This window comes from Pseudomonas fluorescens (assembly GCF_001307275.1).
Taxonomy (GTDB): Bacteria; Pseudomonadota; Gammaproteobacteria; order Pseudomonadales; family Pseudomonadaceae; genus Aquipseudomonas; species Aquipseudomonas fluorescens_AA.
In genome coordinates this window covers 6,258,582-6,278,551 of record NZ_CP012831.1, presented here as the reverse complement: position 1 = coordinate 6,278,551, position 19,970 = coordinate 6,258,582, and the positions used below count along the sequence as shown (strand labels likewise).

At 59.6% G+C, this 19,970-nt stretch carries 14 protein-coding genes; 5 read left to right on the top strand and 9 right to left on the bottom strand.

Going from position 1 to position 19,970, the window contains the following annotated elements; genetic code table 11:
- Positions 1 to 97: 97 nt before the first annotated feature.
- On the top strand, positions 98 to 3,832 hold the full coding sequence (locus AO356_RS27555; RefSeq protein ID WP_060742502.1) for a M10 family metallopeptidase C-terminal domain-containing protein: 3,735 nt from the start codon (positions 98 to 100) through the stop codon (positions 3,830 to 3,832).
- 200 nt (positions 3,833 to 4,032) lie between these two features.
- Here the strand turns inward: AO356_RS27555 and AO356_RS27550 are convergent, their stop codons facing one another.
- The 3 genes from AO356_RS27550 to AO356_RS27540 form a co-directional block, all read right to left on the bottom strand.
- A complete protein-coding gene (locus AO356_RS27550; RefSeq protein WP_060742501.1) occupies positions 4,033 to 4,596 on the bottom strand; it encodes a cytochrome b in 564 nt (187 codons plus the stop codon).
- A 106-nt stretch (positions 4,597 to 4,702) separates the two neighbouring features.
- Positions 4,703 to 6,157 carry an aldehyde dehydrogenase family protein gene (locus AO356_RS27545; protein ID WP_060742500.1) on the bottom strand — a complete coding sequence of 485 codons (1,455 nt, stop codon included), beginning with the start codon at positions 6,155 to 6,157 and terminating at the stop codon, positions 4,703 to 4,705.
- 38 nt (positions 6,158 to 6,195) lie between these two features.
- Positions 6,196 to 7,569, bottom strand: coding sequence for an aspartate aminotransferase family protein (locus tag AO356_RS27540; RefSeq protein ID WP_060742499.1), 1,374 nt, complete (start codon positions 7,567 to 7,569; stop codon positions 6,196 to 6,198).
- Positions 7,570 to 7,784: 215 nt separating this feature from the next.
- Here AO356_RS27540 and AO356_RS27535 point away from each other — a divergent pair, with 215 nt between their 5' ends.
- From AO356_RS27535 to AO356_RS27525, 3 genes are all read left to right on the top strand, one after another.
- Complete coding sequence (locus tag AO356_RS27535) at positions 7,785 to 8,753, top strand: helix-turn-helix domain-containing protein (RefSeq protein ID WP_060743229.1); 969 nt, start codon at positions 7,785 to 7,787, stop codon at positions 8,751 to 8,753.
- Between the two features lie 58 nt (positions 8,754 to 8,811).
- Positions 8,812 to 9,552: an IclR family transcriptional regulator gene (locus AO356_RS27530; protein ID WP_060742498.1), complete on the top strand. Its 741-nt coding sequence runs from the start codon at positions 8,812 to 8,814 to the stop codon at positions 9,550 to 9,552.
- A 193-nt stretch (positions 9,553 to 9,745) separates the two neighbouring features.
- Positions 9,746 to 11,194, top strand: a complete 1,449-nt coding sequence (locus AO356_RS27525) for an APC family permease (RefSeq protein WP_060742497.1) — start codon at positions 9,746 to 9,748, stop codon at positions 11,192 to 11,194.
- 222 nt (positions 11,195 to 11,416) lie between these two features.
- Here AO356_RS27525 and AO356_RS27520 read toward each other — a convergent pair whose 3' ends face one another.
- Positions 11,417 to 12,208 (bottom strand): SDR family NAD(P)-dependent oxidoreductase, encoded by a 792-nt coding sequence (locus AO356_RS27520; protein WP_060742496.1) that lies wholly within the window; start codon positions 12,206 to 12,208, stop codon positions 11,417 to 11,419.
- A gap of 266 nt (positions 12,209 to 12,474) precedes the next feature.
- On the opposite strand from AO356_RS27520, the gene AO356_RS27515 reads away from it, so the two are divergent.
- The gene (locus AO356_RS27515) at positions 12,475 to 13,284 is read left to right on the top strand and encodes a sugar phosphate isomerase/epimerase family protein (protein WP_060742495.1); all 810 of its coding nucleotides are present in this window, start codon (positions 12,475 to 12,477) and stop codon (positions 13,282 to 13,284) included.
- Positions 13,285 to 13,457: 173 nt separating this feature from the next.
- On the opposite strand, the gene AO356_RS27510 is transcribed toward AO356_RS27515, so the two are convergent.
- The 5 genes from AO356_RS27510 to AO356_RS27490 all read right to left on the bottom strand — a co-directional run bounded on the left by AO356_RS27510 (position 13,458) and on the right by AO356_RS27490 (position 19,919).
- On the bottom strand, positions 13,458 to 14,264 hold the full coding sequence (locus AO356_RS27510; protein WP_060742494.1) for an IclR family transcriptional regulator: 807 nt from the start codon (positions 14,262 to 14,264) through the stop codon (positions 13,458 to 13,460).
- 45 nt (positions 14,265 to 14,309) lie between these two features.
- Positions 14,310 to 15,317 carry a Gfo/Idh/MocA family protein gene (locus AO356_RS27505; RefSeq protein ID WP_060742493.1) on the bottom strand — a complete coding sequence of 336 codons (1,008 nt, stop codon included), beginning with the start codon at positions 15,315 to 15,317 and terminating at the stop codon, positions 14,310 to 14,312.
- 296 nt (positions 15,318 to 15,613) lie between these two features.
- Positions 15,614 to 16,438: a shikimate dehydrogenase family protein gene (locus AO356_RS27500; protein ID WP_060742492.1), complete on the bottom strand. Its 825-nt coding sequence runs from the start codon at positions 16,436 to 16,438 to the stop codon at positions 15,614 to 15,616.
- Between the two features lie 151 nt (positions 16,439 to 16,589).
- The gene (locus AO356_RS27495; protein WP_060742491.1) at positions 16,590 to 18,032 is read right to left on the bottom strand and encodes an MFS transporter; all 1,443 of its coding nucleotides are present in this window, start codon (positions 18,030 to 18,032) and stop codon (positions 16,590 to 16,592) included.
- Positions 18,033 to 18,338: 306 nt separating this feature from the next.
- The gene (locus AO356_RS27490) at positions 18,339 to 19,919 is read right to left on the bottom strand and encodes an aldehyde dehydrogenase (NADP(+)) (protein WP_060742490.1); all 1,581 of its coding nucleotides are present in this window, start codon (positions 19,917 to 19,919) and stop codon (positions 18,339 to 18,341) included.
- Positions 19,920 to 19,970 lie beyond the last annotated feature (51 nt).

The following is a 19,970-nucleotide window of genomic DNA, read 5'->3' as shown; positions in this document are numbered from 1 at the left end:
GGCTATGTGATATCACTTTTTGTGTTTCTAATGCAAAATAACCCCTTTGTAGCGGCCGCATTCTGGAAGGCCGCAGATTGCTTACAGGAAGCTTCGCATGCCCAGTCCACTTGGTTACTCTTCTACTTCGTCCGCCATTCGGACCGGCAACGCACAAGTCGATAGCTTGCTGGTCGGTACCTATTGGGGGACCCCGTCCCTGACGTACAGCTTCATGACGAACAGTTCATTATTCGCCGCCGACTACAGCAGTGACAATGAATATGAGGCCGGCTACGTCCTGACGTCAGCCCAGCAGAACAGTATCGTCAGTGCGCTCGGCATGTGGAGTTCGGTTGCCAATATCAAGTTCACACAGGTCGGCGAATCCGGTACCAATGTGGGTGACCTGCGTTTCGGCGGCTACCAGAATATGGACGGCGACACCGCTGCCTGGGCTTATTTTCCCGATGAAACCCCCAGCGCCGGTGATGTCTGGATCGGACCGGTGACGAACAACCCGAGTCCTGTCAAAGGCACTTACGACTACCTGGTCTTTGTCCATGAGATCGGTCACGCGCTGGGTCTCAAGCATCCGTTTTCCCAGTTGCTGTCGAACCCGACGGTGCTTGCCCCCCAGTTCGATGATGTCCGTTATACGGTCATGAGCTACGACGCCGCGTATTCCTATCAGCCAACCACGCCCATGTTGCTGGATATCGCTGCCATCCAGAGTCTCTACGGTGCGAACACTCAGTGGCAAACGGGGAACAACTCGTATAGCTGGGCTGTTGGACAGTCGGTTTTCGAGACTATCTGGGACGCTGGCGGCACTGATTCAATTGATGCCTTCAATCAGCTGGAAGCAGTCCGCATCAACCTGAATGAAGGCCAGTTCAGCAAAATCGGCCAAGCGTTTACGGACCTCACTACCCAGGCCGCTTTCAACGAAGGGCTGGCGATCGCCTATGGCGCCAAGATCGAAAACGCATTCGGCTCGGCCAATGACGACACACTGATCGGTAATGCGCTGGCCAACGTCCTGAACGGTCGTGCCGGCAAAGATACGATGATCGGCGGGGCAGGCAATGACACTTACGTCGTCGACAATATCGGTGACGTTGTCCAGGAAAGCAGCACCCTGGCCAGTGAAACCGACACAGTCATCTCTGCGGTCGATTACACCCTGGGCGCCAACATCGAGGTCCTGACGCTGAGCGCGAGCGCCAATCTCAATGGCACGGGCAACGCGTTGAACAACCGCATCACTGGCAACGCCGGTGCCAATACCCTGGACGGCGGCAGCGGTATCGATACCCTGATCGGCGGTGCCGGCAATGACACCTACGTGGTCGACAACCTCAAGGATGTCGTCACCGAAACCACGACCCTGGCCAGCGAAATCGATACCGTGCGCGCTTCGGTGAACTGGACGCTGGGCGCCAACCTGGAAAACCTCATCCTGACCGGCACTGCCCAGCTCAGTGGTACCGGCAACGCCCTGAACAACGTGCTGACCGGTAACGCCGGCAACAACGTGCTGAACGGTGGCGCCGGGCTGGACACGCTGATCGGTGGCGCGGGGAATGACGCCTATACGCTGGATCAGGTCGCTGAGCTGGCCCTGGTCCAAGAGGGTGTCGATCAGGGGCGCGACAGCCTGACCCTCACTTACGCCGCAAGCGCGTCGAGCAGCGTCGTCGACCTGAACCTCAGCAATCTGCGCAACGTCGAAAGCGTCATTCTGAGCGGCGCCGGGGCGTTCACCGTGATTGGCAACGAGCTGAGCAACAGCCTGATAGGCAATGCTTCGGCGAACAACCTCCAGGGTGGGGCGGGCAACGATAACCTCGATGGTGGCGCGGGTGCCGATACCTTGAGTGGCGGTACGGGCAATGACATCTACACGATCGATGACCTCAAGGATGTCATCAGCGAAACCAGTACCTTGGCGGGTGAAATCGACACCGTGCGTTCAGCGGTCAACTGGAGCCTGGGCGCCAATCTGGAGAACCTCACGCTGATCGGCAGCGCCAACCTCAACGGCAGTGGCAACGCCTCGAGCAACGTGATGACCGGCAATGCCGGCAACAACGCGCTGAGCGGTGGTTCAGGCAACGACACGCTGGACGGCGGCAGTGGCATCGATACGCTTATTGGCGGTGCCGGCAACGACACTTATGTAGTCGACAACCTCAAGGACGTCGTTAACGAAACGACCCTCCTGAGCAGTGAAATCGACACTGTACGTTCATCGGTCAACTGGAGCCTGGGCGCCAATCTGGAGAATCTGACGCTGATTGGCAGCGCCAACCTCAACGGCAGTGGTAACGCCTCGAACAACGTGATGACCGGCAATGCCGGCAACAACGCGCTGAGTGGTGGTTCAGGCAACGACACGCTGGACGGCGGCAGTGGCATCGATACGCTTATTGGCGGTGCCGGCAATGACACCTATGTGGTCGACAACCTCAAGGATGTCGTCACCGAAGCCTCGACCCTGGCCAGCGAAATCGATACCGTGCGCGCTTCGGTGAACTGGACGCTGGGCGCCAACCTGGAAAACCTCATCCTGACCGGCACTGCCCAGCTCAGTGGTACCGGCAACGCCCTGAACAACGTGCTGACCGGTAACGCCGGCAACAACGTGCTGAACGGTGGCGCCGGGCTGGACACGCTGATCGGTGGCGCGGGGAATGATGCCTATACGTTGGATCAGGTCGCTGAGCTGGCCCTGGTCCAAGAGGGTGTCGATCAGGGTCGCGACAGCCTGACCCTCACTTACGCCGCAAGCGCGTCGAGCAGCGTCGTCGACCTGAACCTCAGCAATCTGCGCAACGTCGAAAGCGTCATTCTGAGCGGCGCCGGGGCGTTCACCGTGATTGGCAACGAGCTGAGCAACAGCCTGATAGGCAATGCTTCGGCGAACAACCTCCAGGGTGGGGCGGGCAACGATAACCTCGATGGTGGCGCGGGTGCCGATACCTTGAGTGGCGGTACGGGCAATGACATCTACACGATCGATGACCTCAAGGATGTCATCAGCGAAACCAGTACCTTGGCGGGTGAAATCGACACCGTGCGTTCAGCGGTCAACTGGAGCCTGGGCGCCAATCTGGAGAACCTCACGCTGATCGGCAGCGCCAACCTCAACGGCAGTGGCAACGCCTCGAACAACGTGATGACCGGCAATGCCGGCAACAACGCGCTGAGCGGTGGTTCAGGCAACGACACGCTGGACGGCGGCAGTGGCATCGATACGCTTATTGGCGGCACTGGCAACGACACCTATGTAATCGACAACGCTCAGGATGTCATCAGGGAAACCTCCACACTGACCAGCGAAACCGATACGGTAGTCTCGTCTGTGAGCTGGTTCCTGGGTGCCAATCTGGAGAACCTCACGCTGACGGGTACCGCCTTCATGGGGATCGGTAACGAACTGGACAATGTGCTGATCGGCAACGCCGGAAATAACGCCCTGGACGGTGGGGCCGGCAATGACACACTGATCGGCGGCCTGGGTGGGGACAGCCTCCACGGTGGAGACGGAGCCGACCGCTTTGTTTTCAACACGCTGGGTGATCTGGGCAAAGGATTTGGCAGTGACTCCATTTCCGACTTCAATAGCCTGCAGGGCGACAAGTTGGACCTGTCGAAACTCGATGCCAATCTCCTGACCACGTTTGTCGACTCGTTCAGCTTCATCGATTCGAATGATTTCACGGCAGCGGGACAATTGCGCTTCGTCGACCAGGTGCTGTACGGCAACGTCAATGGTGATCTGGGCGCGGATTTTGAAATCCAGCTGACGGGTGTCAATACCCTCAACGCCAACGATCTGATCGTTTGATAGCTCGGGCCCTGCGAGGAAAATCCAGGGCCCTTTCTGTATCAAGTGCCGCGTTGTCACCACGCGCCTGCTGCTTGCGCTGGCGCCTGGTCACTTCATGTCCCTGGCCTGTACCCACAGCACCGCGTCTTGCGACAGGGGTTTGCCCTTGTGGGTTTTCGTCGCACCGATATCGAGCGCCGCAATACCCCACCATCCAGTCACAGCATGCGGCGCAGGACGTCGTTTCGAGGGTCGCGGTCATAAAACCGATGCTTCAGGGCACCGGCGACATGCACCAGGATCAGGCCGAGCAGGGTGTAGGCGAGCACTTTGTGCAGCCATTGGAAGACGACGAACCAGTCGTCATTCTTGCCCAGGAGCTCCGGAAGGTTCACCCCAAAAAAGAAGACGCCGTCGCTCATCGTGTAGGTGCTCGACATCGAATAGCCCATCAACGGCACGATCACCAGCAGCGCGTACAAGGTTCGGTGGGCAAGTCTTGACGAAACCCGCTCATACCGTGCCAGCGTCTCTGGCGGTTGTGGCAGCCTGGCCGCTCTCACCCGCAGGGCGATCTGGACCAGGACTACCAGGAATACCAGCACCCCAAAGGATTTGTGCCACGGGTAATAGAGCTCATATTTGCTTGCCACTTCGTCATCGAGCCCAGTCATGTGCCAGCCCGCCCAGAGGAGGCCAGCGACGAGCACGGCGCGCACCCAGTGCAAAATTCGCAGGGACGTTGGATACCGATCAATTGTTGTTTGATTTACCGGATTCATCACGGTCTCTCCATCGATCATCAAGGCATCGAAAAAGCACGTTGGAACGGCCACCCTTTGAGGCCCGGGGGCTGGGAGGGTGGTCCGGTCAGTGCAGGGATTGTTTTCAGCCGGGCAGCAGCACGGTAATGACCTTCTCCTCGGTGTAGGCCAGCGCGCCGCTGAATCCTCCTTCCCGGCCAATGCCGCTGGCCTTGACGCCGCCCCATGGCAGGTTGGCGTCCAGCGGGCTCCAGCAGTTGATGCCCACGGCCCCGGCCTTCACCGCCGCAGCGACGCGATGCGCTCGTGCCAGGTCGCTGGTCCAGACTGTGGCTGCAAGGCCGTAGTTGGAATCGTTGGCGAGTGCGACGGCCTCTTCTTCGCTGTCGAACGTGATCACCGTGCCGACGGGCCCGAAGATCTCGTCCTGGGCGATCGCCATGTCATTGCGGGCGTTGGCGAAGATGGTCGGCCGGACGAACCAACCTTGTTCAGGGTTCGATACCCCACCGGCCAGCAGGGACGCACCTTGGTCGATGCCCAACTGGATGTAGCGGTTGACGCGATCCAATTGGGCTTTCTTGGCCACCGGCCCCATCTGCACGCCGGGTTGGCGAGGGTCGCCTACCTTGACGGCGCGCGCGGCATCGGCCAACGCTGCGGCGAAGCGATCGGCGAGGCCGCGCTGGACCAGGATGCGCGAGCCGGCCGCGCAGACCTGGCCCTGGTTGGCGAACAGGCCGAGGGAGCAGCCGAACAGCGCGTCGTCGAAGGAGGCATCGTCGAAGACAATCTGCGGGCTCTTGCCGCCCAACTCCAGGGCCACGCGCTTGAACAGCACGCCGGCAGTGCGTTGGATCTCACGTCCGGCTTCGGGGCTGCCGGTGAAGCTGATCTTGTCGACATGGGGGTGTTCGCACAGGGCGCGACCCACCTCGTTGCCGTAGCCGGTGACGACGTTGATCACGCCATCGGGGAAGCCCGCTTCCTGGGCCAGCGTTGCCAGGTGCAGCGCCGACTGTGGCGTCTCTTCCGACGGTTTGATGACCACGGTACAGCCTGCGGCCAACAGGGCGGCGAGCTTCCAGACCGTGATCATCAGCGGTGAGTTCCAGGGAACGATGGCACCGACCACGCCCACCGGTTCCCGTACTGTGTACGAGAGGGACTTGGTGCCAAAGTAGCCGCCGGAGGGAATGGTCCGCCCCTCGAGCTGGTTGGCCCAGCCGGAGGAGGCGCGCAGGTTGGCGACTGCGTTGGGTACGTCCAGCCGGCGCGGTTCGATCGGCGAGCGGCCGATGGCGTCGGCGTCCATATCGGCCAGCACGTCGGTGTCGCGTTCCACCAGGTCGGCCAGTTTCGACAGCAGTCGAGCGCGCTGGGCGCCGTCAAGCTGGCTCCAGGCGCCACGTTCGAGCTGGTGGCGTGCGGCGCCCACGGCACGGTCCACGTCCTCGACGGTGCCGCGGGCGCAGCTGCCGTAGACCTGTTCCGTCACGGGGTTGACGAGGTTAATGCGGCGGCCGTCAGAGGCTTCGAAAGACGCGCCTGCGATGAAGTGTTTCAAGTGCTCAGTCATTTTGAAGTCCATGAGTGATGTGCAGGAATCGGGACAGGTCACGCATCGAGGGCGTCCAGGGCGTCGCCGAAAATGTCCAGTGCCTTGAAGAACAGCGCTCGTGAGATCGTCAGCGAGGGCATGACACGCATCACGTTGCTGTAGCGACCGCAGGGAATCATCAGCACGCCGTGGCTCAGCAGGTAACCCATGAGTTGGCCAATCTTTTCCGGTGCCAGTGGCGCCTTGGTGGTCGGGTCCGAGACCAGCTCGATCCCGATCATCAGGCCGCGACCACGGACCTCACCGACCAGCGGGCTGCCGAAGCCGCGAATACGCTCCTGTGCTTCCAGCCCCAGGGTGTGGGCACGGTTGAGCAGATCGAGCTCCGGATCCTGGAGGATGCTGATGTTGGTCAGCGCTACTGCAGCGGACAACGAGTTGGCGGCGAAGGTGTTGGGCATCGATCCGTCAGGAATCGCCGCCGCCAGGTCCGAGCGCATGATCAGGCCGGCCATTGGCAGGTCGCTGCCGATGCCCTTGCCAAAGGTGAGCATGTCGGGCTTCACGCCGGAGTGCTCGACCGCCCACATCTTGCCGGTACGCCCGGCGCCGGACTGCACCTCGTCGACGATCAGCAGCGTACCGCTGCGGTCGCAGGCCTTGCGCAACAGTTGCAGGAACTCTGGCGAGGGCGGCACGTAGCCGCCTTCGCCCTGTACCGGTTCCACGATCACGGCCGCCACGTCATCGGCGGCGGTGTAGGGGGTGTTCAGCAGGTAATCCACGTACTCACCGGCGATCTGCTCGGCGCTTTTGTGCGTGGTATCGAAGGGGAAACGGTAGGCATAAGGGTAGGGGGCGTGAATGACGCCACCCATCTGGGCACCATAGCCCTTGCGGTAGGCCGTGCCTGTCGTCAGTGCGCCGGAAGCGTTCCACACGCCGTGGTAGCCACCGTGGAAGGCGATGATCTGGTGTCGTCCGGTGACGCGCTTGGCGAACTTGATGGCCGCTTCCAACGCATCGCTGCCGCTTTGCGTGAAGAATGTAATGCAGTCGCCGCGCAGGCCGTCGGGCGCGATCTCGGAGAGCTTGGCGGCCAGTTCGGTGCGCCGGGTGCTATTGACCTCCAGGGCGTGCATCAGCACTTCGGACTGTTCGCGAATGGCCTGTACCACTTTCGGGTGGCAGCGACCCACGCTGCTGACGCCCACACCCGCGGACAAGTCGATGTAGGTGTTGTCATCGGCGTCCTTGAAGGTCGCGCCGAACGCCCGGTCCATGGCCACGGGCATGCGTCCGCCGCCGCGTGCCATGGATTCGGTACGCGCCGACAACGCCAGCGCCTCGGTGGTCCGGGGGCCGGGAATGGTGGAGTTAATCCGCGGGGCATCCGCGAAATGGAGGGCTTCGAGTTTGGCTTCGCTCATGACGGTCTCTCAGGATGTCGGTTTCAGTGTGCCGATCATCCCCGTGGCCTGTTCCAGGCCGGTAGCCCGAATCGGCACATTGGATGGACCGCCTCGCGCGTCAGTACCGGAGCACAGACACTGCCCAAAGAAAATTTGCAGAATTCTCTTTATGTGAGAATATCGCTCGGGAGGGCGATCTAAAAACAAGAATATTGGCCGAGGCGTTCGTCATCATGAAAAACCAGAACATCAGCCATTTCCACGACATTCATGTCCACGCAGCCACCGTCCAGGAGTGGAGCCAGGATTACAACCAGTTAACCGCTGGTACGGCTGATAGTTCACTGATCCAGTTGACGACGGCGCGCTGCCACGTGTTTCGCGAGCAGATCAACCAGCGTGTCGTGCAGCACGGCGTGGCCCCACGGGGCAAGATGTGTTTCGCCGTGCCGATCACCGTCCCGGGCTCGATCCGGATGCAGGGGCGGGAAGTGGACGACAGCAGCCTGTTCTTTCTTCATGGTGGCGAGGAGTTCATGTTCCATATGCCGCTGGGCATGGAACTGCTGGCGATTACCTTCGAGCGGGAGTTGTTCGAAGATGCGTTGGCACAAACCGCGTCGGCCAAGGAAATCGGACAGTTGCTGCGTCAACCGGTGATCAAGGTGTCCACTCAACGCTATGCCGAGGCTCGCCGTCGAATGCTGGCGGCGTTCTCCCAGGCGCTCTTGAGTGAAGAACTCGACCATGCGCAAGACCGGGAACTGGCGCTGGAACAGACCATGCTCGGCGAGCTGCTGCAATTGATGACCGATCCCGCCTGCGACAAGCAGCAGCGTACGCCAAGTTCCACGCGCAGCTACATTGTCGAAAAATGCCACCGCCTGGCGACCGCGCAATTGAACAACGTGCCCAGCGTGGACGAGTTGTGCCAGCGCCTCCAAGTCAGTCGGCGTACCGTGCAGAACAGCTTCCGCTCGGTGACCGAGACGACACCGGTCAATTACCTGCGCTCCGTGAGGCTGAACGGTGTGCGCCGAACCCTGATGTCCACCCCCGCGACGCATCTTTCGATTGGCGATGCCGCGGCCCAGTGGGGCTTCTATCACCTCAGCCATTTTGCGGCGGAGTACCAGGCGCTGTTCGCAGAATTGCCGTCCCAAACCGCGCGCGCTGCCATCGGCGCTTGCGCCCTTGCTTGAGCCTTTGCCCGTTGCACCCGGCAGCGGGCGGGTTGGCCTGCACAAGGATGTCGAAAAGATGAACAGCCTTCGTCGCCTGCTCAGAGTCTTCGACTTGTTTCGCCCTGAACAGCCGGTCATCGATGTGGACGTGATTTGTCGGGAGCTCGGCTACACACCCGCCACCGCCTATCGTTATCTGCGCGAACTCGGCGACGCGGGTTTCTTGAAGCGATTACCCCGCGGCTACGCACTTGGCCCACGGATCGTCACGCTGGAGCATCAGATGGCCCACTATGATCCATTGCTGGCCTGCAGCCGGGGCCTGGTGGACAAACTGGTGGCCGACACGGGCCTGGACGCACTGGTCAGCGAATGGCATGGCGACTCAGTGGTCAACGTGCTGATCCATCGGGGTTCCGACGCCGGCCCCGTGGGTGGCGACCGGGGGCGGCCGATCGATCTTTTTCACAGCGCGACCGCTCGGGTCGTATTGGCCTATCTGCTGCCGCGCCAGATCCGCCGCATCTATGACGTCCATGCGAAGCCCGCCGAAGTGCTGCATCAGGGGCTGGAGTGGAAACCGTTCACCAAGGAGCTGCTCGCCATCCGCAAGCAAGGCTACTGCATCAGCGAAAGCGAGCTGTACCCGGGACGCAGTGGCGTCGCGGCACCGATCTTCGACGAAAAGCGCCGAGTACTCGGGAGCATGACCCTGGTGGGGCGTAGCGAGCGGTTCCATGCGTTCCAGCAGGGCTACTTGTGCGACCTGGTCACCGGCGCGGCGTCGGAACTGACGGCGCGTATCGCCTTGCAATAAGGCAAGAGCAGCTGGACGGCGGGCTTTTTCGAGGGGAATGTGCCGATTACCGATTTGGGCTAATGGGGCGTTCGGGGAGAGGCATAGGATCGAGTCCAGCGTGCGACATGATCAATAACGCTATCCGGTGACGGCGAGCGATTGACTGCACCGATCCTACAGCGACTGCCTCATACAATAAGGTCAAGAAAACATGAGTGTACCTCTCCCGGTCAACAGCTCCACGGAGCTCAAGCGTGGGGCCCTGGGTGTCGGCTTCATCATCTTCTTCGTGGTTTCAGCGGCGAGCCCCTTGAGCGTCATCGCCGGTGGCTTTCCCATTGGCATCATGCTGGGCAACGGCGCTGGCACACCGGCCTTGCTGATCCTGGCCTTGCTGGTGTTACTGGCATTCTCGGTGGGCTACACCACCATGTCCCGGCATGTGACCAACGCCGGCGGTTTCTATGCCTTCACTTCTCGCGGCCTGGGTGGCCTGGCCGGTGGCGCGGCGGGGGTGCTGGCGATGTTTGCCTACAACATTCTGCAAGTCGGGCTGTATGGGATGTTCGGCGGCGTGGTCAGCGGCACGATGGAAAGCGTCTTCGGCCTGGTATTGCCCTGGTGGTCGTACTCGTTGATGGCGATGGCCAGCGTTGCGATTCTCGGCTACCGCAAGATCGATCTGTCCGCCCGGGTGCTGTCGGTCATTGTGATCGCCGAATACCTGGCGATCCTGCTCCTGGATTTCGCCATTCTCAGGACCGGTGGCGACAGTGGGATCAATCTCGATGCGTTCGATCGCAGCCACGTGTTCAGCGGCACGCCGTCCATCGGCTTGCTGTTCTGCTTCGCGGCGTTCATCGGCTTCGAGGCCACCACCATCTATGGCGAAGAGGCCAGGAACCCGCAACGCACGATCCCGATTGCCACCTACTGTTCGGTTTTGCTGATCGGCGGGTTCTACGCGCTGTCGGTCTGGTCGATGGTGATTGGCGTGGGGGCGGACAAAATCGTTTCCACGCTTCAGGCCTTGCAGGACCCGACGACGTTTATCTACGGCATGTCCGACCATTTTGTCGGCCCACACCTGACCCAGGTTATCCGCGTGCTGTTCATGGTCAGCATCTATGCCGGGCTGCTGGCGTTCCACAACGCGGCGGCCCGCTACTTCTACGCCATCGGGCGTGATGGTTTGCTGCCCAGCCGGTTGGGCACCACCCATCGCGTCCACCAGAGCCCGCACATGGGCTCGGCATTGCAGAGCTTGATCTCCGCCGTGGTGGTACTGATTTTCGCCGCCATGGATGCCGATCCGATCCTGCAACTGTTCGCCTGGCTGTCCAACCTGGCGACGCTGTGCGTGATCTTGCTGATGGCGCTGACTTCCGCAGCGGTCTGGGTCTTTGCCCAGCGCCACCCCGAACTCAAGCTGGGGATCTGGCGTGGGCGGATTTTCCCTGGCTTTTCTTGCGTGGCGTTACTGGCGGTCCTGGTCATCGCGGTGGTGCATTTCGATGTGCTGACCGGCGCCAGCAAGGCCTTGTCATACGGCCTCTGCGCGATCATTCCCGCCGCCTTGCTGGCGGGTGTGTTTCTGGCGGCGCGACTGCGCAAGGTGGCACCGCAGCGGTATTTGGGGTTGGGGAGTCATAAGCTATAGGAACCTGCGCAGTATCGATGGCGCTTGGCCGATCGTCGATAGTTGCAGAGACGCGTTGATCAATTGTGGTGTGGGGAAGGGGCTCGCCTTAGATGAGTGGTGCTGTCGGTCGAAGCCGCACGTAACCCTTAAGCCCGTACGGCCTCGCTTGCACTCAGCTCGCGTCGTTTGGTCGACACACCATCCGACCTGAGTGCTGAACTCACTTTAAAGCAATTGTGCTTATGACTTGGAGCTCGGTCGCCCAGGGATATGGCTCAGTATCGATTTGGAGAAGCCACCATCCACACATATATCCTGGCCCGTGACATATGCCGATAAGGGGCTGATGAGAAATTCGATCACGTTCGCGATATCCAAGGGGTCACCGATTCTCGCCAGCGGAATGATTGCTTCCCGTGCTTTCTTGATCTGGGGGTCGGTATACATTTTTTCCGACATCGGCGTACGGGTCATTCCTGGGGACACCACGTTGACACGGATCCCGTCAGGAGCCCACTCCAGCGCGAGCGTCTGGGCCAGCATTGTCAAGGCTGCCTTGGTGGGGCTGTACGCGCCTGAGCCAGCATGGGGAGTCTGGCCAGACATCGATGAGGTAAAGCACGCCGAGCCTCGACTCTCGCGCAAATGCGGGTAGCTGGCCTTGGCAAGCAGCCATGCGCCGCGAAGATTGACGGAGAACATGTCGTCCCAGTCCGCAATGGACAAATCACAGATTGCGCCAGGGCTGGCGATGCCGGCATTCGCAACCAGCGCGTCGAGCCCGCCGAATTCCGCTACTGCAGCTGCCACAAGTTGGCTTGGGACCTCTGGGTCGCCGAGATCTCCTAACAGTGCGATGGCGATGCCGCCCATGGCCTCGATGGATCGAACGACTTCTTCCTGAGCAGGAGTGGGTGTGTGCCCGCATACCGCAATTTTCGGCTGCGAGCCTCGAGCAAGGGCCGCTTCCGCGATCCTCAGGCATGCAGACGCACCGATACCGCTACTACCGCCACTGACCAAAGCTCTCATTGGGCACTCCTTCTTATAGTTAGACATTGAGGTAAAAGAGGCTTGTAAAGTACGAAAATAGATTTCGCTTTGCAATCAAATTGACAATGGAATTTGATTCCGTTATCGTTTTTTGCAGTCAAATACCCTTGCCACTAAGTGGCTGTCGCTATCCAGATTCATCCATCGTCGCGTTTTTCAGCTAGCGATAGTGGTCAGGTACAAAATCCATAATACGAATGGCCCGCTTCACTCCAGCGAATACTCAACTGAAAGGATGTTTCGATATGATCATCAGCACGTTTTCCTATCTGTGGTCATCCACGGCAATTGATGCGATTGCGCAGTTGGCCGAGCACGGGCATCGCGTGTTCGAAGTCCCCGTCAGCTCGCCACATTGCTGGCCGGTAGAGCTCTCGACCGCAGACCGTTCTGCCGCAAGCGCGCGTCTTCATGAATACGGTGCGAAGATCAGGTCCCTCAACGCCGGCGGCTATGACCTCAATCTGGCCAGTCCCGCCGCGAATATGCGCCAGAAGAGCATCGAGCACATCAAGTCGGTCATTGACTTGGCTGCCGCTTGGGGTACTCAGGAGGTGGTGATATCCCCCGGCACCAGGCGCCCAATGATTTCCCCGCCGCTCGAAAAAACCTACGATTGGATGTACGAAAGCCTGGCTGCCCTGATTCCGCTGGCGAAACAGGCTGGCGTACGCTTACTGCTGGAAAACACTCCGTATTGCTTTACCCCCACCATGCCGGAACTGGCGAAGGTTGTAAGTACCCTCAACGACGATGTGGTCAGGGTCGTTTACGACATCGCCAATGCGGCTTACATCGGTGAAGATCCGGTGGCGAGTCTGTTGGCTTATCACGCCAGCATCGACTTTGTGCATGTGTCCGATACGGGGACGGACGTGTGGGGGCATGATCCAGTCGGCACCGGTGTAGTGGACTTTATCGGGTTGGGAGAGGCTGTTCACGCGACCTGCGGTATTGAAAACTGCGTACTGGAAATCATCCGCGAAGAAAATGCTTTGTATGAGCTGAACAAGGGTGTGCAGGATCTGCGTGCCAAGGGCTGGAAAATTCCGTAATCGCCCACCGGTCGCTTGTCGCTACCGCCTGCGACCGGATAGTTCAAGTAGCCCTTGAGGCCCGCAACGGGTCCAGGTGACAGCGTTTACACCAGCAATACGCGCGCGATCATGGGGGGGACGCAGGCTTCGGCCTGATGGAGCCGGTCATGATCGCGACGGTGTATGCGGTACTACCGCAGAGGTAGCGAATCATCACCACTGACCGAAGACCAGAGCGACCAGCATTCGCCTACCCTGATTGCCGAGCGCTTCAAATGTTCGATATGAGCACTCAGGGTTTCCTCCCGCATGCGTGCGATGGGACCGGCGACGCTCAGGGTGGCCACCGGGCCCGAGTTGTCTGGCCGCGAGGTATCGAATACAGCAACCGCCACGACACACACGCCCACTTCACCTTCTTCTCGAACGACTGCGTGTCCGTCTTTGCGGATCTGAGCGATGTCATCAAAGATGTCGCGAATCGAAACGCGCGCATTGGGCCCGGCGTAGTCTCGGCTGTTCTCGATGTCCCAGGCGGCGAGAATTCGCATGGCGCGCTCATCTCGCATAGTGGAAAGCCATACTTTGCCCGCCGCGGTTGTGTGGGGAATGATTTTTTCATCCAGGGCTCGGCGGTACTGCAGCCCTCTGGTGTTTTGCGTGGCTTGCAGCACCCAGGTCAGGTGATCCTCTGCAACTGCCGCCAACCGGACGTGCTCGCCGGTTTCGCTGGCCAGCTCGTTGAGCAAGGGTTGCATGATCCTGGCGAAGCCCGTTTCAGAGATGAAGTTCACGCCCATGCTGGGGATTTTCAGCGTCAGGCGGTAATGATCCTGTTCGTCCTGGTAAACGTAGCCTCTTTCTCGCAGCGCGCTCAATATGCGGTGGGCCGTGGCCATGGCAACTTGGGTTCGCTCGCCGATTTCAGACAGGGCGAGACCGTCCGGGTGGGACAGCAGCAGTTCCAAGGTGTTGAAGTAGCGGCCAATGTGTGACAATTTTTAAATCCTCTTTTTTGCCAGCAATGGCCAGCCAACGTCGTGTCAGGGGTACTGGAGTGTGATGGGAATGCCGCCGAGGCGGTCTGACTCATAGGCCGCCTCGATGATGCGCATGACGTGGTGCATGGTTGCAAGTCCGGCACCGGTATACGCTGTCTCACGGCCAGGGGCGAGGACATCGGTTACGAAATTGTCGTAATACACGTCAGAGTTCAGGCTCATGGTCAGGTCACTTGCCGCTCCAACCGCGTCGATCAGCCGCAAGCCATCCGGGGTCGAGCGCACGTAGAACTGATCGGTTGACAATGAAAACGAGTACTCCCGTTGCTCGGGCGTGTTAGCCGGGTAATTGTAGCCAGTTTCGATGGTGCAGATGCAGCCGCTCTCGGTCACCAGAGTCATCATTGAGGCGATCTCTACGGCGGCCAGTTGCGGATCGCGATGCATGACGGCGGACACGCTGCATATGCGCTCTCCGGACATTTGCTGCGCCAGATCGACGAAATGAGGGGCAAGGTTGATCGTACATCCGCCACCCGAACGTTTCGGGTCAAGCATCCAGGCGCAACTGTTCGTCAAGTAGCGTCCGGGCGGGCCGGCGTTGAATCGAAACGACTGGGTTCTCCATTTGGCACCACTCTGCAACGCCGCATGCTTGACGCGGTTCAGTAATTCACTGTGCCTCCAAACCAACGGCACCGCCGCGAACAGGCCGGCGGCTTCGGCGCGTTGGTGCAGGTCCAGCACTTCATGCTGGGTAAGCCCGCAGGGCTTCTCCATCGCAAACGGAATGTTGCGCGCGACCAATGCCTTGCCCATGGCATACAACTCGTCGTGCGGGCCAAAGGCGAAGGCAAAATCAGCCTCTTCGTTATCGAGCAGGGTTTTCCAGTGATCGTAGCGTCGCGCTCCAAAGCGCTGGGCGAGGGCGGGACCACGCGACCCTGTGGCGTCGGATACCGCCGTGACGGCCACATCGGGCAGACGCTCAAGGGCATCAAGGTAGAGCGGGGTGTGCCAGTGGCTTACTTCCAGAAGAACGACTTTCAAACATTCATTCCTTATAAACAAATATGTTTGACGAACTTGCCGGTGCCCTCGGGGTGCGGATCAAGCCCGAATATAACAGCGCACGAGCCACGTTTCCGAGGGTGCGTAGTAGGCTAGCACGACGTGATTACGAACGGAAGTTGGTTTCGTTTTACTGGATGGCGACGTGTGGCGTCTGAGGTGAGGTGCAATTTCAACAGGCGCACGAAAATGTGCACATGCCGGGGCAGTGCACATCGTTAACCGTTTTGGTTCGGGTTATGAAGAGGGGAGGCAGGGTAGGTTGTACCGGACCCTTACAATTCAGTCGAGTAGCGACGCTCGATATCTTCGAAACCTAGAAAACTCAATGCCAGCAGGGCTTGGCCTACGTGCATCGGCTGGCCATCAAGGGTTTGGCAGCCGCGCGATTGCGCCTCAAGCAGCAAGGCAGTCGGCTCGGACCTGGTGATGATATCGACCACCACCGTCGCTGGGTCCAGCCGCGTTGCGTCTATAGGCATTGGATCATCAGGGTTCATGCCGAGTGGGGTGGCATTGATCACGATGTCATGACCTGCTGGGTCAGCTGGGCCTGTATACACAGCGCACGGACCCTCTTTGGCAACTCGGTGTACAAGGTCCGAGGCGCGCTGCGGATCCAGGTCTGAAATGACCAATGATCGTGCGCCAGCAGCGGCAACGGCAAACGCGATTGCCCGTCCCGAGCCGCCAGCGCCTATAAGCAGAACAGATTTCCCCACCAGGGAAATTCCGTGGCGCTGCATGCCCGCTACGCAGCCCAGTCCGTCGAATACGGCGCCCACCCAGCGCCCGTCATTGTCACAACGAACGACGTTGATTGCGCCGATCTGGCGCGCAGTAGGGTGGAGCTCATCCACGATGTCCAGCATGCTCTGCTTGTGCGGCATGGTCACCAGAAGTCCAGAGAGGTTGCGCACGGCTCGCACGCCTTTGACAAACTCAACCAGGTCCCCCGTACCTATCTCCAATGGAATGCAGACGGCGTCAGCCTGTGCTTCGGCAAACAACTTATTCAACAGCATTGGAGACTTGGCGCTCCTGAGTGGATCACCGATCAATCCATATATACGCGTGGTGCCTGTGATGCGTGGATGCATGTCAACCTACTTGTCATTGGCTATTGCACGCCAGTTGCCGGTATGCAGATATCAGAATCCCCCCTGACAGAGCGTGCATATCCACTGCCGTGCTGCTCGAAGCGCTGTGCAGAAAAACTGAGCAGCGCGGCGGTGGTGAAGGGGGCGGTCGTCAGGAGCGCATCACCGGCGCTGATTTTTTGAATGCTTGATCGGAGGCATTGGCGTTTGACTTGGGATTGGATTTTTCCCGCACCTGTTCGTACTCCTCCTCTGACATCGGGACAGCATTGGGGTCACCGAGGTCTTTCAGACGAATCCGGAAGGTTTCCCGGGTAGTAATAGCGGCGATAGCGGAGATTAAACAGATGCCAAAAGTCAATGCCCCGATTTTTAGAGGGATATTATCGCTACCGGGAGGCGCAACAGATACGAAAAGGGCCGGCAGAAACGCTGTGCATGCCACGCCTATGTTCTGTCCAATGGCCATGCCGGTAACACGTACCCGTGTACGGAACAGTTCCGGAAACAAACTCGGGAACACACCATTAAAGCCCTGGTAAGCCACACCCCACATGAGCAGCGATAGAACCAGCGAAAGCCACATATTGTGAATGCTGATCGCATAGAGGTAGCCAAATGACAATATGCCGCCGCATAGAACGCCAACAATCACCGGAGGCTTGCGGCCAATTCTATCGGAGAGCTTACCAACGAAGGGAATGAGGATAACTGCGCATATATTGCCTAGCACTGGTATCCACATGAATAAGCCAGAAGGAAATCCAATGCCGTAGGCGGGCTGCACTGCGTAGGTCGCACCGAATACAGAGGCGACGATTGCAAGTACCGCGGAGAGCGCCATGCAGATGACACGTAGCAGATCGCCCCAACTCTGCGTGAGCACTTCGATCACAGGTAGTTTACGGGGCTCGGTCTGTGTCTGCGCCTCAGTGAAGATCGGAGCCTCATGAACCTGACGCCGGATGATCCACCCCATGACGAGCACCACTGCGCTGAGCAGGAATGGAATCCGCCAGCCCCACGAAGCAAACTGATCGGCTGGCATGAACTGGGCAAGAGGCAGGAAAACCGCGGCGGCTAGCAGTTGCCCGGCTTGGACGCCTTGAAGGGTAAAACTTGCGAAGTAACCGCGACGCCCATCAGGCGCATGTTCCAGGGTCATGGAACTGGCGCAAGACACTTCACCCGCGACCGCAAAACCTTGAATCAGGCGCAACAGTATCAATAGGGCAGGAGCCCAGATACCAATCTGTGCATAGGTAGGAAGCAGACCGATGCACATCGTCGACGCGCCCATCAGGAACATGCAGTAGACGAGCACCGTCTTGCGCCCGTGTCGGTCGCCCATGTGCCCTAAGACCACAGCGCCTATCGGTCGGGCAATATAACCAACGCCGAAGCTGGCCAGCGAAATGATGATCCCAACCGTTGGGTTGTCTGACGGAAAGAACAGCTGTGGGAAAAGTAGCGCTGCCGCGGTGGCATAGATAAAAAAGTCGTAATACTCCAGCGCCGAGCCTATCCAGCCGCTCGCTGCGGCCTTTTTAGACTGACGCTTGGAGTGTGGATCGCCTTGAATGCTTTGGCTCATGACATGTCTCCGGATTCTCGATTGTTGTTATTGTAACGTCGTTCCATCAGTAATTCTGTTACCAGATTCGCCACCTTGTCAAGGGCGTTCCTTTGGCCGATCAAGGCATGGCGCTGGTTATCTGCGGGGAGCGTCGGCCCGCCGAGCGAGCACGCTGGAACCCGCTCATGCAATAGAGCGAATGGTTGTTAAGAGGATGAACAGGCTGCGAAGCGTCAAGCTCTCGGCACTATGGCTTCCTAGGGAGAGCGATGACGCCAACGACAGGTTTTACCGTCGTCGTACGCCGCCTTTCACATTTGCCAACTACAAGCGATCTCTCGAGAGACAGCCGTCGACGAGCCTCGAAATGTTCAACGGATTCGCATTCTTGAGCGCATCGGGAAGCAATGCGTCGGGGTAGTTCTGGAAGCAGACTGGCCTCAGGAAGCGGTCGATGGCCAAGGTGCCGACCGAGGTGCCACGGCTATCGGAGGTGGCAGGGTAAGGGCCGCCGTGGACCATTGAATCGCAGACCTCGACACCCGTTGGGTAGCCATTGATGAGGATGCGACCAACCTTCGTCTCCAACAAAGCAGTCAGCTCTGCGAATTGCGTAAGGTCTTCTGGCTCGCCAATCAAGGTGGCGGTCAATTGTCCGTGAAGGGCATTGATGGCAGCATTGAGTTGGGCCTGGTCAGCGACCTCGATGAAGATGGACGTGGGGCCGAAGATTTCTTCTTGAAGAACCTTGTCGCCGTTAAACAGCAACGCAACGTCGGCCTTGAACAACTGTGGCTGGGCCTGGTGCCCCTGCTGGTCGCTGCCAGCCAGGTGCACGATGCCGGGGTGCGCATGCAGGTTCTGCAAGCCAGCCGCGTAGCTGCGCAGGGTGCCCGAATTGAGCATTGTCTGTGCCGGTTGGTCGTTCATCAACGCTGCCACTCGGTCCTGAAAAGCAGTGAAAGCACCCGAGCGAATACCCACTACCAGCCCGGGATTGGTGCAAAACTGCCCGCAACCTTGAACCACCGAGGCGGCAAGGTCGTGAGCGATACTGTCGGCTCGACGCGAGAGTGCCTCAGGCAGGATCACGACCGGGTTGATGCTCGACATTTCGGCGAAGACTGGAATGGGCTCGGGGCGAGCGGCGGCCATATCGCACAACGCTCGACCACCTTTGAGCGAGCCGGTAAAGCCAACGCCCTTGATGAGCGGGTGTTTTACCAAGGCTTCGCCTACGCCACTGCCATAAATCATGTTGAAGACACCCGCGGGCATGCCGCTGCGCTCGGCCGCCCGGATAATCGCGTTGGCGACCTGTTCAGCAGTCGCCATGTGGCCGCTGTGGGCTTTGAATACCACTGGACAACCCGCCGCAAGCGCGGAGGCGGTGTCGCCGCCCGCCGTGGAGAAAGCCAACGGGAAATTACTGGCACCAAACACAGCGACCGGACCGATTGCGGTGCGGTACTGGCGCAGGTCAGGGCGCGGCAACGGTGTGCGAAGGGGCAACGCCTGGTCGATGCGAGCCCCATAGAAGTCACCACGCCGCAGCACGTTTGCAAACAAGCGCATTTGACCGCTGGTACGTGCGCGTTCGCCCTGGATGCGAGCGACAGGCAGTGCTGTTTCCCGGCAAACCAGCGCAATGAACTCATCGTCCAAAGCGTCTAGCTCTTGCGCAATGGCATCGAGAAATTCAGCCCGTTTGTTCGCGCTCAGGGTGCGGTAGCTGGAAAAAGCATTGCGGGCTGCATGAGCCGCGTCCTCGACTTCTTGCGCAGTCGCCTGGTGGAACGCATAGGGTAAGGTTTCCCCCGTGCTGGCATCCACGCTCTTGACGATGATGCTGCCGACGGCGCTGCGCTGACCGCCGATAAAGTTCTGGCCGGTGATGAGGGACATGGTTGTCTCCAGGTTGAAAGTGCATGTGATAGAGGGGCAAGGCGTCCCCAG

What these genes read in the sequence shown, in the direction of transcription:
- AO356_RS27555 (WP_060742502.1), top strand. Translation starts at nt 98, where the DNA reads ATGCCCAGTCCACTTGGTTACTCTTCTACTTCGTCCGCCATTCGGACC.
- AO356_RS27550 (WP_060742501.1), bottom strand. Translation starts at nt 4,596, where the DNA reads ATGAATCCGGTAAATCAAACAACAATTGATCGGTATCCAACGTCCCTG.
- AO356_RS27545 (WP_060742500.1), bottom strand. Translation starts at nt 6,157, where the DNA reads ATGACTGAGCACTTGAAACACTTCATCGCAGGCGCGTCTTTCGAAGCC.
- AO356_RS27540 (WP_060742499.1), bottom strand. Translation starts at nt 7,569, where the DNA reads ATGAGCGAAGCCAAACTCGAAGCCCTCCATTTCGCGGATGCCCCGCGG.
- AO356_RS27535 (WP_060743229.1), top strand. Translation starts at nt 7,785, where the DNA reads ATGAAAAACCAGAACATCAGCCATTTCCACGACATTCATGTCCACGCA.
- AO356_RS27530 (WP_060742498.1), top strand. Translation starts at nt 8,812, where the DNA reads ATGAACAGCCTTCGTCGCCTGCTCAGAGTCTTCGACTTGTTTCGCCCT.
- AO356_RS27525 (WP_060742497.1), top strand. Translation starts at nt 9,746, where the DNA reads ATGAGTGTACCTCTCCCGGTCAACAGCTCCACGGAGCTCAAGCGTGGG.
- AO356_RS27520 (WP_060742496.1), bottom strand. Translation starts at nt 12,208, where the DNA reads ATGAGAGCTTTGGTCAGTGGCGGTAGTAGCGGTATCGGTGCGTCTGCA.
- AO356_RS27515 (WP_060742495.1), top strand. Translation starts at nt 12,475, where the DNA reads ATGATCATCAGCACGTTTTCCTATCTGTGGTCATCCACGGCAATTGAT.
- AO356_RS27500 (WP_060742492.1), bottom strand. Translation starts at nt 16,438, where the DNA reads ATGCATCCACGCATCACAGGCACCACGCGTATATATGGATTGATCGGT.
- AO356_RS27495 (WP_060742491.1), bottom strand. Translation starts at nt 18,032, where the DNA reads ATGAGCCAAAGCATTCAAGGCGATCCACACTCCAAGCGTCAGTCTAAA.
- AO356_RS27490 (WP_060742490.1), bottom strand. Translation starts at nt 19,919, where the DNA reads ATGTCCCTCATCACCGGCCAGAACTTTATCGGCGGTCAGCGCAGCGCC.